Genomic DNA, 16,223 nt, shown 5'->3' on the forward strand with positions numbered 1-16,223 from the left:
AAACTTGATTGCGCTCAATGTTCCGTTTAGCATCCAATTTCTTAAGCAATATATCCAACCCTTCTTAAAATGAACTAACATTGATGCCTCAAATGGTACTTCATTACTATAGCTGTTCAATCCTATAAAGTATTGTAAATATGGGTTTTCTCTTATTTGTTCTACTGTTTCTCTATCACTTAATCCCAATCTTTCTTTGATTATTAAAGCTCCTATGGCTGTCCGAAAAGACTTTGCTGGTGCCACCATTTCAATCGTGAATTGTTTCGCATATTCATCTTCAAATTCTGACCACGGAATCAAATTCGCCATTATTACCCATCTATTATCTTCTGCCAACTGCCCCTCAAATGGCAGTTCAAACTTTTCTACTGGAGTAGGTATAGTCTCAATTTTTCGATACATTTTTTATGTTTATGTTAGGATTTTTACCCATTTTGCCCGGTTGCCTTGCACTTTTGTTCGATTTATAGACTTCAATCACTATTGATACAAGGGTTTCAGCCTTAACCAGCAAGCCCTAATTAGTGAGTTGTTTTTTAGCAAAAAAACCAGCCAAACTGTACTTAGAAGAAAATTCTCAACTCCAGGGAATACAAAATTGCTAGTAAAAAATTTAGTAGGCAGACTTACTAAAAAACTTGGCAGGCAAATTGTTACAAATACAGCTAGTCTTAAAAAAATTTACTTTTATCCCATACCTTGCGTCGATATGACTTCACAATCTTCTCGTTCTGGCAAAATTCTGGTAGTTGATGACTCTCTTGATAACGTGTTTTTGATCAAAACTATTTTGGAGGAAGAAGGTTACACAGTTAGCACCGCAGAAAATGGTATTTCGGCTTTGGCAGAATTGAAAACTTCTCCTTGTGACTTGGTTCTACTGGATCTGATGATGCCAGGTATGGATGGGTACGAAGTCACTAAATATATTCGTGGAGAGATGAAACTGCCGCAATACATACCCATACTACTGATTACTGCCCATGATGCGCCCAATGTCGCCCACGGATTAGATTTGGGTGCTGATGATTTTATCCGCAAACCTGTAACAGTAGATGAATTGCTGGCACGAGTGCGATCGCTCTTACGTTTGAAGCATAGTATGGATGAACGTGATGAAATTGCCCGTCAGCGAGAAGATTTTGTCTCCCGCCTCACTCACGATTTACGCACTCCCTTGGTAGCTGCCGATCGCATGTTAATGCTATTTCAACAAGGTGCTTTGGGAACATTATCACCGCAAATGCAGGAAGTAATCACCATCATGACCCGTAGTAATATCAACCTGCTAACTATGGTCAACACCTTATTAGAAGTTTATCGCTTTGAAGCAGGTCGCAAAAGCTTGGTATTTCAACCAGTTAGTCTCGGACGTTTGCTAGAGGAGGTGACTGGAGAATTAGCACCTCTAGCTCAAGATAAAAAACTGTCGCTAAATTTAGATTTTACTGAAGAGTCAAACACAGTTATGGGCGATCGCTTAGAATTGCATCGTTTATTTACAAATCTTATCGGCAATGCGATCAAATTTACCGATTCTGGATCTGTGACTATTCGTTTCACTTCCCAACATCAGTTCACATCTGGAAAACCCAATTCCGTTGAATATATTAGCATTGAGATCGCGGATACTGGTCTAGGTATTCCCAGTGAAGAACAAGCCTCCATATTTGAACGATTTCGTCAAGGTAGCCACAAGAGTTCTGGTAGTGGCTTAGGACTCTACCTTGCTCGTCGAATTGTCGAGGCACATCAAGGCATTATTTGGCTGAATTCTGACTTGGGCAAAAATAGTGTATTTATTGTCCTTTTACCCACCACAACATGAGAAAATTAGCAATTATAATTTATGAATTACGGAGTATTTTATCCTGATATTTCAGAAATTATAACTTTACTAATATCTACCAAGAATTGAAAGTAAATATTCCAATTAGAAAATCAAACACGAAAAATTGACGAATTAAATCCGCTGAGATAGCAGCACTACATTAAAAACATAGTTTTTTAGGGTATAAAACAATGATTACCACTGAATTATCTAACATTGGCGATATTATCCAGAATCAGCGAGAGTTTTTTAAAACTGGCAAAACTAAAAATGTCACTTTTCGCATTGAACAACTTAAAAATCTCAAGCAAGCAATAATTGAGCATGAACAAGCAATAGTCGAGGCATTGCACGCAGATTTACATAAACCACAATTGGAGACTTACCTTACAGAAATAGGTGTAGTTAAAGAAATTGATTATGCTATAAAACATATCAATAGCTGGACTAAGCCTAAAAAAGCAGCCGTTTCTTTTGATTTTTTTTCCTACTCAGCGAGGATTTATCCAGAACCGTTAGGGGTTGTTTTAATCATTGGCCCTTGGAACTATCCATTTCAGTTAATTATCTCACCGTTAGTAGGTGCGATCGCATCTGGTAATTGTGCAATTATCAAACCTTCAGAAATTGCTTCTCATACCTCTGGTGTCATCGCTAAGATTATTGCCAAACATTTTGACCCCGCTTATATTGCAGTGGTTGAAGGAGGCGTAGAAGCAAGTGAAAAACTACTTGCAGAAAAGTTTGACCATATCTTTTTTACTGGTGGCACAGCCGTCGGCAAAATCATTATGGCGGCGGCGGCTAAACATCTGACACCAATTACTTTAGAATTGGGTGGTAAAAGTCCTTGTATCGTAGATAGTGATATTAATCTTGAACACACTATCAGACGAACTACTTGGGGCAAATTTATTAATGCTGGACAAACTTGTATCGCCCCTGACTATCTTTTAGTTAATAAAAAAATTAAAAAAGATTTAATAGATGGACTGAAAAAATGCCTAAAAGAGTTTTATGGTGATAATCCTGTAAGCAGTCCTGATTATGCTAGGATTATTAGTCAAAAACACTTTCAGAGGTTGGTTAATTTTCTCAAAGATGGTGAAGTTATCATCGGTGGAGAAAATCAACCTTCAGAGCGTTATATCGCCCCCACAGTGATTGATAATGTCTCTTTGGAAGATTCTGTAATGCAGGAAGAGATTTTTGGCCCCATTTTACCCATTATTGAATATACTGACATTGCTGAAGCTATCGCCTTTATTAACTCTCGACCCAAACCCTTGGCGTTATACTTATTTTCTCAAAACAAAAACCTGCAAAAACGAGTTTTGCAGGAAACTTCATCTGGTGGAGTCTGCATCAATGACACAGTGATGCAGGTTGCTGTCTCGTCTTTACCATTTGGTGGAGTAGGAGATAGCGGTATTGGCAACTATCACGGTAAAGCTAGTTTTGACACCTTTTCCCATAAAAAAAGTGTATTGCAAAACTCCTTCTGGCTCGATTTAAAATGGCGATACGCTCCTTATGCGGGCAAACTACCACTCATAAAGAAACTTTTGGGTTAAAAAAGTTAGAAGTTAGGGATAGAGACGCGATTAATCGCGTCTCCTAAAACCCAAAAGCGTTGCTGTAACGCTCCTCAGCCCAAGGTTCACCACGACGATGATAACCATTGCGCTCCCAAAAACCAAGTTCTTCACCAGCCAAAAACTCTAAACCATTAATCCACTTAGCACTTTTCCAAGCGTAGAGGTGGGGAACAACTAGCCGCATCGGGCCACCGTGTTCAGATGGAAGGTCTTCACCAAAGACTTTAAAGGCAAAGAAGTTTTCTTCACGGACAAAATCTTCTACAGAAATATTGGTAGTGTAGCCGCCATAGCAGTGTTCCATAATGTGGGCTACTTTCGGGTCTAGCTCAATCAGACCCATGAAATCTGTAACTTTAATGCCAGTCCATTTGACATCAAGCTTAGACCAGCGCGTTACACAGTGGAAGTCTACTGTGAATTCGTGTTGAGGTAGCGCCATAAAGTCTGACCAACTAAAGGTAGCAGGTTTTCCCAAACCCCAAACTTTAAACTCCCATTCCTCAATGCTGACTTGGGGAGTTGCGCCGTAAGTTAATACGGGGAAACCTTTAGCTAAGTGTTGACCAGGAGGGACACGTTCCCCCTCTTCTTTCCCTGGTTTATGAAAAAATTTTCCTAGCATAGTTGGAGAAAAATAAGTTTTCTCAAGGTGTTTACAAGCTTTCTTACTGAGTTGCTAACACTACCAGATGTTTTACTTTTATATGATTACTTAATTGTTACTCATTAATGATAGGTAATGGGTAATGGATCTTCCCAATTACTCACTACCAATTTTTCTCGTTTTAATGAGCTTGTGTAGAGTATCTATGATTCAAGATGCAATCAGGAAAGCGAATAAAAAGCGTTTATCCAGTGTAAGAAGATTGGTGCTGTTTATGCTTTCCCTGACTGGGAAATTATGATTCTTCTTCCTCTTCTTCAGCAGCTGGATAGACAAATGTAGAACGTCCAGTCAAAATTGACTTACCCAGAGATAGGGCTTTCTGAGCTTCGACGACAGCTTTGTGTCTCCAGGTAGCTCGACGTTTATCTCGTTTTGATTTGGAAGTTTTCTTCTTAGGAACAGCCATGTCAGCAGATATCGTGATTCTTGACAACCTTCTTATTCTAGTCCATCCACTGACGTGAAGAACAACAGTAAGTGGTTGAGACTGAAGTAAAACACGGGGACAGAGGGAATTTTTTCAATCTTTCACTCTTTGCGTCTCCGTGTCTAGCTCAACCTGTCATTTTTTGGTTGGTACACTGCTAGCTGCTGTAGAGGTATTGTCAAAGAAAAGTAGCGATCGCGCCGTTTTAAAATAAGTGGCCCAATTTTGAGCATCAGGACGCGATCGCCATTGGGGACGACTCACATCTAATGCCAGAACTGGTGCGATCGCTCCATAATTTTGTACTGAGATAATTATTGAAACATCTGTCACCAAGATATCTTGGTCGAAGCTCCTCTGAGCAGCTGCCCTAGCTGCCGCTTCCGCCCTTCGGAGAACGGTTTCATAGTTTTCTTCCGGCAAGCGGTCAATAGCTAGATCGACTCTAGCGGTGTAAGCTCGCACAACCTGGGGTGCGAGCGCTTCCGTCAAAAACCACGCAGGAATGGTAGATCCGAGCAAAATTAATAAAGGAATTATCCGGATTTGTCTGGCAATTTGGCTAATAACTGAAAAGGGAGCGATCGATGATGGTAGGTGAGCAGAAATCTTGCTCATGACCTTCTATCTCCTTAGTAAGGATCTGTTATTGAAATTAGGTAAAAGGTATTTTCCGACAATTTAACGTAACAAAAATTACATTCTAACTTAAGATTCGATGAGAATCACCGAGACGACAAGACATAGGTTAGCTTTGTTTTTTGGCAAAGCCAACCGCAATTTTAAGACCACTTACAATAACTGACAAAGAGCGGGATGGCAAATTACTGGGCGATCGCGATTGGCATCAATCACTATCAGTTATTTCAACCTTTAAGTTGTGCCCAAGCGGATGCTGAGGCACTAGAGGATTTGTTGGTGACAGAGGCAGGTTTTCTCCCCAAACACTGTCTGTTAATGACGGATACTTCGCCGCCAATGGGAGATAGATCGACTTATCCAACTAAAGAGAATATTCTACTGCTACTTGAAGATTTGGCAGCGACAAGTTGGCAACCAGAAGACTATCTGTGGTTATTTTTTAGCGGTTATGGAGTCAACTACAAGGGCAAAGATTACTTAATGCCAGCAGAAGGCAACCCCGAACTCGTACAAGAGACTGGCATAGAATTGCGATCGCTAATGCAAAGTCTCCAACTTGCTGACTTGAATGTATTGCTACTACTTGATATCAACCGCGCTTTTGGCACTCAAGCGGATGCTCCTGTTGGTGAAGAAACAATAGAACTAGCCCAAGAACTACAACTTGCGACAATTCTTTCTTGTCAACCAGAGCAATTTTCCCACGAAAGTAGCGAATTAGGTCACGGATTCTTTACAGCAGCCTTGTTAGAAGCTTTGCGTTCTGGTAATGGCAGCAACTTGTCAGATTTAGAAAGCTATCTAAGCCTGATCGTGCCAAAATTATGTCACCACCACTGGCGGCCTGTCCAAAATCCTGCGACGATTATCCCATCAAGAGCGCAGGTAATCTTGCCAGAATTGCTAATTGAAAAGGAATTTGAAGCAAATCCGGTGATTTATCCAGAAGAGTCTTTTGCTGTCGCCCTTGCAGCCCCTCCCCTCGATGATTACCCTAGAACTTCAGCAGAACGCGGCAGATGGGGAGAAGCTACTGTGAACTCTTCCCAACAGGTGAAGGCTCACAAGGTTGAGAAGCCTAAAGTCCAAGAGTCAGCTACTAGCCTAGTTTCTCAGCCAATGGCGGAAACTTCTTTAGGAGGGAATCCGAGGGGAAGATTTATCCCCAATTCTGCCAAAGGTTACGTCTCTCGATTACCACTGAACCAGCCAAGTATCCCTTTTTGGAAACAGTTTATCTTGTGGGGCGGAGGCAGCTTGCTGGTAGCAGGTTTAATTGCTGTAGTTTTTCTCCGCAATCAAGAAACTTTTAGAATTAAGCAAATATCAAGCACATCACCCAATGCTACTGCTAGCGATCGCCAGGTCATTGAGAATTTACCAAGCGATGTCTACGACGGGCTACGCCTACGCACTCCAGTAGTTAGAGTCAATAACCAATCTAGCGCTCAAATAAATTCTAATTCCGAGTCGAAAAAACGGAATCAAGCAGTATTAGACCTAGCGAAAATGTCGCTCAGACAAACTCAGGCTAGCGATTTGAGCATGGCGATCAGTACAGCCCGGAAAATTAAACCCGGTGAACCACTATACGAACAAGCTCAGGAGAATATTAAGATTTGGAGTCGAATGATTTTAGATTTAGCAGAGGGTCGTGCTAAACAGAGACAGTATGCTGCTGCTATTGCCGCCGCTCGATTAATCGCCAAAGATGAAGCTGCTTATGCCAAAGCACAAGCAGCAATTAACCTCTGGCGACTAGAGGGTAAGCAGTATGTGAGTAACAAAACTCTTTTAGATGCAGCTAATGGCTTAATTAAGTCTGGACAGGCATCTACCTACAATCGGGCGATCGAAGTTGCCAAGAAAGTACCCGCAGGTCAACCAGGCTTTGATAGTGCCCAAAAATCGATCAATAAATGGAGTGAGAAAATTTTAGACCTGGCAAAGCGTCGCGCCACCGAAGGAGATCGGAATGCGGCGATTGCGACTGCTACTTTAGTACCAGAGGAGACAGGCGCTTACGAAGACGCTCAAGATGCCATCCAAAAATGGCAAAAGAAATAATAAAAAAATAGTAAAAAATAGCAGGGAGTTAGGAGTTAGGAGTTATATTATTGATCCCTGACCCATTACTCCTGACTCCTGACTTTTGATTCAACAGTACTGTGATATATCTTCGCCGCATTCATCGGCTAGATAGCACAGCGCTCGGAAACGTAAACCAACCACTTCGTCATATAAGGGGTTGAGTTTGCACATTGGCGGAATGTGAAACAAGGTTTTCCCAAATACTTTGACATCTCGCTCAAAGGGACACTGAGATGGGATTAGTTTGCATAAACGGTGAGCTAGTTGGCGATCGCTGACTTGAATGTTTTCTACACGCTGCCGTAAAGGTCGGAGAATATCCCAGTAAGGCTTAGAAATGGAACGGTTTAGCTGGGTTACTTTGTGTTGACTAGTCTCTGCTTGATTGATTGATACCCAGCTAGCCAGAAAAATCTTTTTTGTGGTATTGTCGAATACCTTCATGGTTTATCCTCTGTATTATTGAGGTTATTCACCTTTTTGATGAATATATACAACGTGGCAACGAACTTTCCCGGAAAAATCGCGTCCTGACTGCGATATAATATAATACCTAATTAGCCACTTAAGTCAGAACCTAATTTATTACTACGTCAAGTTAATCGCAAATTTCTGGGGATCGGTAGTGTAATATTACGATCTTGTTCATAACTTGACATAGTTTAGATTTTAGTAAAGACATCAGTCATTGGATAGGTTTTAGTGTAACATTTACAGAACTTAATATAGGGTCTCTCTAAAAGTTTTTTTGCTAAGTATAAACATCAGTAATACCCTAGAAGGCATTTTTCCGCTCAGTGTTCCCACTTTCTCACGTAAGTATGTCTTGTTCATTGCTAGCTGGAGACTGTAGACGTACAGAGAAGTCTTTAGATATTACTGCGGCTGAAAGCCAGGTGGGTTGGCTTTGTGAGTAGATGCTTCCGCCTGTACTTCTTCTGCATCCTCTGGTTCCTTCAGGTGACACGAAGTATTGGCTATTGTTGGCAGCCGGCTCAACTTTGGCAGGGAATTTAACTTTATTTGGTTCAGTCGCCAACTTAATAGTTGTAGAAGCTGCTGCTGATTTAGGTTACAAACTAACTTTTTTTTGGGAACATCTAAGGTTTGGAGTGTCTTTAACAGTGTGTACTCTAGTTCTGGTATACCTCTGGGTTCATTGAATGTGCGTGAAGTATAGCAGTGCGATCACTTGCTCAAAATTAAACTCAGACATTTATAAAGGATTACCTTTTATTTTTTATGTGTAAATGCTGGCTTCAATTAATTTTTGATGTATAAAAACTGGATAAATATTATTGGAGAATTTTAAGCTAACTCAGCTTAATCACTCTAGTAATCCAGATAAAGAGTGTGCCACAAATATCTTAGGCAACCAATAGTTTTGTTGCTACTAATAACAACCAAGTATTAAAGGCGACTACAACATGAGAAAAGGCGATCATATTTACTTTCATTGTGGTGGTTACAGCCATCATGGTATCGACTGCGGTGATGGTACGGTTGTCCACTACACAAAAAATCAGGGAAATATTTCTCGTGTTTCTTGGGATTCATTTACATCTGGAAAGACAGTATTTCTAAGGGAGTATGGTAGTTCTGACTTACCTGATGTTGTAATTCAACGTGCCGAAAGCCGATTGGGGGAAAATATCTATGACCTGTTTGGTAATAATTGTGAACACTTTGCTACATGGTGTAAAACAGGTATACACGCAAGCGAACAAGTCAAAAATGCTGGAGCAACGGCAGGAGGAGCTTCTGGAAGTGGAGCCGCAGTTGCAGGTAGTATTGGTGTTGTGAGTGCTGCCGGAGCCGCGGCTGGGCTAAGTGGAGCCGGGATTATGTCAGGTCTGGCTACAGTTGGTGGAGTTGTTGGTGGGGGAGCTGTTGCAGGCATTGGCGCACTTGGTATGGCTCCTGCTGCTATAACAACCCTGGCAATGAATAGGGTTTTAGAAGATGATGAAAATCTTACTAGCGACGAGCGAGAAGCTCGTGCTGTTGGCAGAACGATGACGACTGTTGGTGCTGCTGCTGGCACTGCGGGAGCCGTTGGTGCTGTTGCAGCTGCTGGAAGCGTTGCTGGTCTGAGTGCTGCTGGAATAACTTCAGGGTTAGCGGCTGTTGGGGCGACAGTTGGCGGTGGTATGGCAGCAGGTGTAGCTATCACGGTTGCAGCACCAGCAGTTGCAGCGGCAGCAGTTGGTTATGGTGCTTATTGTTTCTGGAAATGGATATCAGAATAATAAATCAGCACTTCCGGTAAAGTTATTTATACGCAACGACTCAATTTTATAAAAGCAAATAATTTTTTTCTAAATCTCACACCAAAGCACAAAGACGTTAGAAAAACTCTACGTCTCTGCGCTTCTGCGTGAAATTTTACCTTAAATTACGATGCTACTTGAGCAGCAGTCCGAGTGCGTCGTCTTCTGCCGTCGGCAACTTTTACAGGTGGCTCATCAGGAATTTGCATCAACAAAGTTACAGATGGCTGACATTGCAATTCCCGACGGATGGAACGTTGCAATTCTCGTTCTAAAGTTCCTTGTAATCCACCCCAGTCTATATCTGCTGCTTCACCTTGCTCAGGAGCAAATTCTGTCCAGCGCACAGTGAGGATTTCTTCAATCCGTTGTTTTACCCAGGTTTGTAGCAGCGATCGCTCTACACTTGTAACTACACCTCGGAGGTGAGTTTCTGGTTTGGCCAACAGTTTACCATTCCAATCAATGGCAGCTGCAATGGTAATAATGCCTTCTGAAGCCATGCGTTGCCGTTCTTGTAAAACTTTGGAACTTACCATACCCGAACTGGTAGTATCCACCAATTCAATACCAGATGGCACTTTACCAGCGACGCGAATAGCATCTTCAGTCAGTTCGACAATATCACCATTCTGAATAATGATCATGTTTTCTGCGGGAATGCCCATACTCTGAGCCGTTTCTGCGTGCTTCACTAACATCCGATGTTCGCCGTGAAATGGCACAAAGAACTTGGGCCGAGTTAAGGCAATCATCAGTTTTTGTTCTTCCTGACAGCCGTGACCAGAGACGTGAATCCCTTTATCCCGACCATAGACCACTTTTGCACCTTGAATCATCAATTTATCAATGGTGTTGACTACAGCGATCGTATTTCCGGGAATTGGGTTAGCAGAGAATACTACCGTATCTCCTTCGCGGATTTTAATATGAGGATGTTCTTTGTTGGCAATGCGGGTCATTGCTGCCATTGACTCACCCTGAGAACCTGTAGTTAAAATTAGTACTCTTTCATCAGGTAGATTGCGGACTGCGTGCAATGGTTGCAGCAGATTATCTTCACACTTGATGTAACCTAAATTGCGAGCATGAGCAATCAAGTTGAGCATGGAACGCCCCACAATCGTCACTACACGGTTTTGCTTTTTGGCGATATCCAAAATCATATTGATGCGATGGACGCTAGAAGCAAAGGTTGTGACGAATAATCGCCCTGTGGCTTGACTAAATACTCTCTCCAGATTGGGATAAACTGAACGTTCCGAAGGTGTAAATCCTGGTATCTCAGCGTTAGTGGAATCACTTAGCAGACAAAGAACGCCTTTTTCTCCATGTTCTGCTAGGCGTTGCAAATCAAACTTTTCACCATCTACTGGGGTGTGGTCAATTTTGAAATCCCCTGTGTGAATTACTACACCAAGGGGAGTATGAATGGCAACAGTAAAACTATCAGCGATAGAGTGCGTGTTGCGGATATATTCGACTAAAAAGTTTTTGCCAATTCGGACTACATCTCGTGGTAGAACAGTTCTAATTTCTGTGCGATCGCGCACTCCTGCTTCTTCCAATTTACCCTCTAGCATTGCCATAGCTAGTCTTGGGCCATAAATCACGGGGATATCAAATTGCTTGAGATGGAAAGCAATGCCGCCAATATGGTCTTCATGACCGTGAGTAACGATCATCCCTTTAATTTTGTGGCGATTTTCCCGCAGATAAGTTGTATCTGGGAGAACAATATTTACTCCATGCATCGCCTCTGTGGGAAAAGCCAATCCTGCATCTAACAGGATAATTTCATCGTCATACTCAAAAAGACAGGTATTTTTCCCAATTTCGTGTAAACCGCCCAAAGGAATAATTTTCAAGGCGGAATTATTAGCTTCGTTTTTAGCCATTTTCTCCTTAGATTGTTACTTGTGGATAATTTAGTTGATAGTTAACGGACTTGTATTTAAGACAACATCATTTGTCTCTTAATTCAGTCCCAAAGCAATCAAGTTTTAATTGAAGATTTCAATTTTTTATTCAATAAAAGCGACTGTACATTGAAGAATTTATAGTATGTCTACCACTCGTAACACAGATTTTTAAATTGCAACTTATGAACAATTATGATCATTGTTTATATGTATCTTTAGAAAGCAGCAGATTAACAGCCCTTAACCAGATGATGCCTAGATTAAACTAAGTTCTTTCAGAACCGCTTCTAACTTTTGACTTACTTCTAAATCAGCTTCACATAGCGGCGGACGAGTTGAACCAACCTCCCAACCTTGAAGTTTCAGTGCTTTTTTCACTGGAATGGGATTTGAAGTTAGAAATAAAGCTTTAAACAACGGGAATAGTTGGAGATGAATCTCGCTAGCTACTTCAGTTTTCCCCGCACTAAAAGCTTGGATCATTTGCTGTAGTTGGTTTCCTACCAGATGAGAAGCCACACTTACCACACCCTTTGCCCCGATCGCTAACAAGGGCAAAGTCATGTAATCATCACCAGAATAGATGTGGAATTCTTTTGGTGTCAAGCGACGAATTTCGCTTGCTTGATCTATGCTACCAGTGGATTCTTTAATCCCAATAATATTACTAACCTTAGCTAACCGGGCAACTGTTTCTGGCTGAAGGTTTTGTCCGGTACGACCTGGGACGTTATATAACAACAATGGTAAGTCGGGACAGGCTTGTGCTATTGCCTTAAAGTGCGCCTCCAATCCCGCTTGCGGCGGTTTGTTGTAATAAGGAACAACTTGTAAGGAACCATGTACTCCTATCTTAGACGCTTTTTGGGTGGCTGCGATCGCTTCTTTGGTGGAATTTGATCCACAACCTGCGATTACCTTAGCTTTTCCTGCCACAGACTGTAATACCTCGACAAACAACTGATATTCCTCATCCCAAGTCAGGGTAGGCGATTCTCCTGTTGTGCCGCACACCACCAATGTATCTGTACCGTTGTTAGCTAGATGCGCTGCCAGTTCTGCCGCTACACCATAATCTACACTACCGTCTGCTTTAAACGGCGTAATCATAGCGGTTAAAACATTGCCAAAATCTCCCACCCTGTTTTCACTCCTGATTACCCATGTTTTTGTATCTTGGTGGTTTTCTATTGTGATAACCTATCTGCAAATTCCTTTCAAGTGTCATTTGTCCTTTGTCACTTACCAATGACTAATGACCAATGACTAATGACTAATAGCTAATGGTTTGAGTAGATTTTTCTCTACTAGTAACTCGGCGATTTGTATTGCATTTAATGCTGCACCTTTGCGAATTTGGTCGCCGCACAACCATAATTCCAAGCCACAGGGATGAGAAATATCCTGGCGAATTCTTCCCACTAAGACTTCATCTTTACCAGTTGCTTCAATTGGCATCGGAAAATGATTAGTTTCCCAATCTTCTACCAATTTTACTCCAGGGGAGGAATTTAAAATTTCTCTGGCTTCCTCTGCACTAAAGGGAGTCTCAAATTCTAAATTAATGGCTTCTGAATGGGCGCGGAGTACGGGAACCCGTATACAGGTCGCAGTAATTCTGATTTGCTGCGTGCCAAATATTTTCCGGGTTTCGTTGACCATTTTCATTTCTTCCTCACAATAGCCCAAATCGTTTAATGGTGAGTTATGGGGGAATAAATTAAATGCCAGTGGGTAAGGCAAAACCTCAGCAACTGGCGGTTGTCCTTGTAGTATAGCGCTTGTTTGGGTTTTGACCTCTGCCATTGCTCTAGCACCAGCGCCACTAGCAGATTGGTAGGTTGAAGCCACGATGCGTTGTACTGGTTTAACTTTATGCAATGGCCATACTGCCACAGCCATTAAAATTGTTGTGCAGTTGGGGTTAGCAATAATGCCTTGGTGATTAGCTGCGGCTTGGGGATTTACTTCTGGCACTATTAAGGGAACTTCCGGGTTCATCCGAAAGGCGCTGGAGTTGTCAATTACCACTGCGCCCTTTTCTACAGCAACTGCTGCCCAAGTTTTAGATGTGGAACTACCTGCGCTAGCTAGTACTATATCGACATTTTCAAAGGCGCGATCGCTGACTGGCTCTATTGGGATATTTGCCCCTTTAAACTGGAGCGATCGCCCGACACTCCGCTCTGATGCCAATAATTTCAAGTCAGCAATTGGAAAATTACGGCTTTCTAATAACTCCAGCAACTCTGTGCCAACTGCACCAGTCGCTCCCAAAATAGCCAAACGATAGGATTTCGACAAACTTGCTTCCTCCTTTAAGAAACTTACTCTGCAATTTTTCGGAACAATTGACAATTTGTTTATATTTAAATAGCGATCGCAGTCTTGAAATAAATTTTGAATTGATTTAGATTTTTCTCTAATTTAGTCTATTTTATATATCTAATAATAAATTTATTTGCTTGGTTATTTAATCAGTTAAGTGATGTTGCATTTTACAACGGTTGTCAATCTAATTTTTTCATTTATCTAGACTAGATTATACTATTTTACAACAAACTGCCATCTAGCAGAAAAATAGAATAGATATATCTGCACTTAGGCTTTTGACCTGTAAGGTGAATAAGCGTCTTTGTTGTAAAGTTGATTGATTGTCAGGATAATGAATGTCCCATGATGAAAATGGTATAAAATCAGCAAACTATCAAATTTAGATATAAGGTAAGGTAGCATATTTGCTACGACACCATTAAGTATAGCTACACTCAATGCTATAACTTTGAAGTATTAGCTACTGACTGAAAACCAGGATATCACGGTGTTAGCCCAGCGAATAATGAATTCTTGAGTTTCCAGTGTTAAATTCAGACTGACTGAAGATTACGGGCTGGAAAATAGGCATTAAACTCTTTCCAATCGGTAATGATTGAGTAATTATTACAAATATTAGGCAAGAAACCCCAGAGGCTCCTAGCCCTGGGAGTGTCAATAATTGTTATGACAGTAAATTGTCAAGTCCTTGGTCATTGGCAGTAAACTGGATCTCTGTGCCAGGACACACCATCCATCTTTGGATGTCATAAAACCTTGTGACAACCTCCCATCCTTCCCAAGAGACATCAAGCCATAAACGCGAACAATTTTATTGCGTCTTGTGTGTACTCGGAGATTAAAATACCAGAAAACTAGAGACGAAGCATGAAAGTTACCCAGGAAAAACTTCCCGCCAGCCAAATTGGCCTGGAAATAGAGATTACGCCGGAAATTACCAAGCAAACTTACGAACAGGTGATTAAAAACTTAGCGAGTACTGCCAATATTCCTGGGTTTCGTAAAGGCAAGGTACCTCGGACAATATTACTACAAAGGCTGGGTACGACTCGTATAAAGGCAGCAGCGCTGGAAGAACTAATTCAAGATTGCATTGAGCAAGCAGTTAAACAAGAAGCTATCCCGGCAATAGGCCAGCCGCAATTGCGCTCCTCCTTTGAGGATTTGATTCAGAATTATGAACCTGGAAAACCTCTGACGATTTCGGCTGCTGTCGATGTAGAACCAGAAGTAAATCTAGTGCAGTACACTGATTTGCTTTTCCAAGCCGAAGAAGTCAAGTACGATCCAGAACAAGTGGAGAGTAGTCTCGACAAGGAACGTCAAGAATTAGCGACATTGATTCCTGTGGAAGGACGTGCAGCCCAAATCGGCGATATAGCCGTAGTCGATTTTAAAGGTTCATTCGCCAAAGCTGAGGGCGAACACGAAACAGCTGAACTAGAACCGATTCCTGGAGCCGAAGCGACTGATTTTCAAGTTGAGTTGCAGGAAGATAAGTTTATTCCGGGCTTTATTTCGGGAATAGTAGGGATGAATCCTGAAGAAACCAAAGAAATTGCAGCGCAGTTTCCAGATCCCTATGCTAATGAAGATTTAGCTGGAAAAGCGGCAACTTTCACAGTGACGCTCAAAGAACTAAAGGAAAAGGAACTACCAGAAATAAATGACGATTTTGCTCAAGAAATCAGCGATTTTGAAACCTTAGAGGAGTTACGTGCTTCTTTGGTAGAGCGATATCAAAAAGAGGCGGACGACAAAACAAAAGCAAATAAGCAGGAGGCGTTGTTAACGGAACTGCTTAAGCATGTAGAAGTTGACTTACCACTAACCTTGGTTGAGCAAGAAGTGGATGCAATGCTAACCCAAACAGCAATGCGGCTGTCTCAGCAGGGATTGGATGTAAAGAAGTTGTTTACTCAAGATATTATTCCTCAATTGCGGGAGCGATCGCGTACTGAAGCAATTGAACGCATCAAACGTTCCTTGTCTTTGCGGGAAGTCGGTAAACGCGAATCTATTGAGGTAACACCAGAAGAAATCGCAGCCAGAGTCAAAGAACTTTTGGAACAGTACCCAGAGGAGCAGGATGTTGATGAAGATAAATTACGCTCAATCGTGGAAAACGAACTACTAACCGAAAAAACCATTGATTGGCTCTTAGAACATTCATCTGTTGAACTTGTACCCGAAGGTTCCTTGAGTCTCGCCGAGGAAGAGGAAGCCGCAGAATCCGATGGTGAGGGTGATGTACCTCAGACAGAGGAAGAAAGCAGCGAACCTTCCACAGAAGTTACAGAAGGATAAGAAAAAATCCCACAGCCATAAGTTCACCAGTTCTGAGTTAAAGTACTGGTGAAATGGGTAAGGTAAGGAAGGAAGTGGGGGAGCAGGGAGCAGGGGGAAAATAACCAATTTCTAATTCTCAATTCCCA

General features: G+C 41.7%; 12 protein-coding genes and 2 pseudogenes. 6 read left to right on the plus strand and 8 right to left on the minus strand.

What is annotated here, in order from left to right; genetic code table 11:
• Nucleotides 1–60 precede the first annotated feature (60 nt).
• Nucleotides 61–405: pseudogene (locus V7K38_RS12700) on the minus strand (transposase); the annotation flags it as partial.
• Between the two features lie 307 nt (nt 406–712).
• Here V7K38_RS12700 and V7K38_RS12705 point away from each other — a divergent pair.
• Nucleotides 713–1,831: a hybrid sensor histidine kinase/response regulator gene (locus V7K38_RS12705; protein WP_334858220.1), complete on the plus strand. Its 1,119-nt coding sequence runs from the start codon at nt 713–715 to the stop codon at nt 1,829–1,831.
• A 194-nt stretch (nt 1,832–2,025) separates the two neighbouring features.
• Nucleotides 2,026–3,408, plus strand: a complete 1,383-nt coding sequence (locus V7K38_RS12710) for an aldehyde dehydrogenase (RefSeq protein WP_334858222.1) — start codon at nt 2,026–2,028, stop codon at nt 3,406–3,408.
• 43 nt (nt 3,409–3,451) lie between these two features.
• Here V7K38_RS12710 and V7K38_RS12715 read toward each other — a convergent pair whose 3' ends face one another.
• From V7K38_RS12715 to V7K38_RS12725, 3 genes are all read right to left on the minus strand, one after another.
• The gene (locus V7K38_RS12715; RefSeq protein ID WP_334858223.1) at nt 3,452–4,057 is read right to left on the minus strand and encodes a sulfite oxidase-like oxidoreductase; all 606 of its coding nucleotides are present in this window, start codon (nt 4,055–4,057) and stop codon (nt 3,452–3,454) included.
• Between the two features lie 277 nt (nt 4,058–4,334).
• Nucleotides 4,335–4,508, minus strand: coding sequence for a 50S ribosomal protein L32 (gene rpmF, locus V7K38_RS12720; protein WP_094328804.1), 174 nt, complete (start codon nt 4,506–4,508; stop codon nt 4,335–4,337).
• Nucleotides 4,509–4,664: 156 nt separating this feature from the next.
• Entirely contained in the window at nt 4,665–5,147 is a 483-nt protein-coding gene (locus V7K38_RS12725; RefSeq protein WP_334858225.1) for a hypothetical protein, read from the minus strand.
• Between the two features lie 198 nt (nt 5,148–5,345).
• Here V7K38_RS12725 and V7K38_RS12730 point away from each other — a divergent pair, with 198 nt between their 5' ends.
• Nucleotides 5,346–7,238 carry a caspase family protein gene (locus V7K38_RS12730; RefSeq protein ID WP_334858227.1) on the plus strand — a complete coding sequence of 631 codons (1,893 nt, stop codon included), beginning with the start codon at nt 5,346–5,348 and terminating at the stop codon, nt 7,236–7,238.
• Between the two features lie 90 nt (nt 7,239–7,328).
• Here V7K38_RS12730 and V7K38_RS12735 read toward each other — a convergent pair whose 3' ends face one another.
• Nucleotides 7,329–7,706, minus strand: coding sequence for a Mo-dependent nitrogenase C-terminal domain-containing protein (locus V7K38_RS12735; RefSeq protein WP_334858229.1), 378 nt, complete (start codon nt 7,704–7,706; stop codon nt 7,329–7,331).
• A gap of 476 nt (nt 7,707–8,182) precedes the next feature.
• Here V7K38_RS12735 and V7K38_RS12740 point away from each other — a divergent pair.
• Both V7K38_RS12740 and V7K38_RS12745 read left to right on the plus strand, forming a co-directional pair.
• Nucleotides 8,183–8,425, plus strand: a pseudogene (locus tag V7K38_RS12740) (anion transporter); the annotation flags it as partial.
• 264 nt (nt 8,426–8,689) lie between these two features.
• Nucleotides 8,690–9,511, plus strand: coding sequence for a lecithin retinol acyltransferase family protein (locus tag V7K38_RS12745; RefSeq protein ID WP_334858230.1), 822 nt, complete (start codon nt 8,690–8,692; stop codon nt 9,509–9,511).
• A 146-nt stretch (nt 9,512–9,657) separates the two neighbouring features.
• Here the strand turns inward: V7K38_RS12745 and V7K38_RS12750 are convergent, their stop codons facing one another.
• The 3 genes from V7K38_RS12750 to V7K38_RS12760 form a co-directional block, all read right to left on the minus strand.
• The gene (locus V7K38_RS12750) at nt 9,658–11,430 is read right to left on the minus strand and encodes a ribonuclease J (protein ID WP_334858231.1); all 1,773 of its coding nucleotides are present in this window, start codon (nt 11,428–11,430) and stop codon (nt 9,658–9,660) included.
• A 279-nt stretch (nt 11,431–11,709) separates the two neighbouring features.
• Nucleotides 11,710–12,594 (minus strand): 4-hydroxy-tetrahydrodipicolinate synthase, encoded by an 885-nt coding sequence (dapA, locus tag V7K38_RS12755; protein WP_334858232.1) that lies wholly within the window; start codon nt 12,592–12,594, stop codon nt 11,710–11,712.
• A gap of 126 nt (nt 12,595–12,720) precedes the next feature.
• Nucleotides 12,721–13,758 (minus strand): aspartate-semialdehyde dehydrogenase, encoded by a 1,038-nt coding sequence (locus V7K38_RS12760; RefSeq protein WP_334858234.1) that lies wholly within the window; start codon nt 13,756–13,758, stop codon nt 12,721–12,723.
• 897 nt (nt 13,759–14,655) lie between these two features.
• Between V7K38_RS12760 and tig the strand changes: the two genes are divergently transcribed.
• Entirely contained in the window at nt 14,656–16,095 is a 1,440-nt protein-coding gene (tig, locus tag V7K38_RS12765) for a trigger factor (protein WP_334858236.1), read from the plus strand.
• The last annotated feature ends 128 nt before the right edge of the window (nt 16,096–16,223 follow it).

The sequence above is a fragment of the Nostoc sp. genome, from assembly GCF_036917465.1.
In the GTDB taxonomy this organism is placed as follows: domain Bacteria; phylum Cyanobacteriota; class Cyanobacteriia; order Cyanobacteriales; family Nostocaceae; genus Nostoc.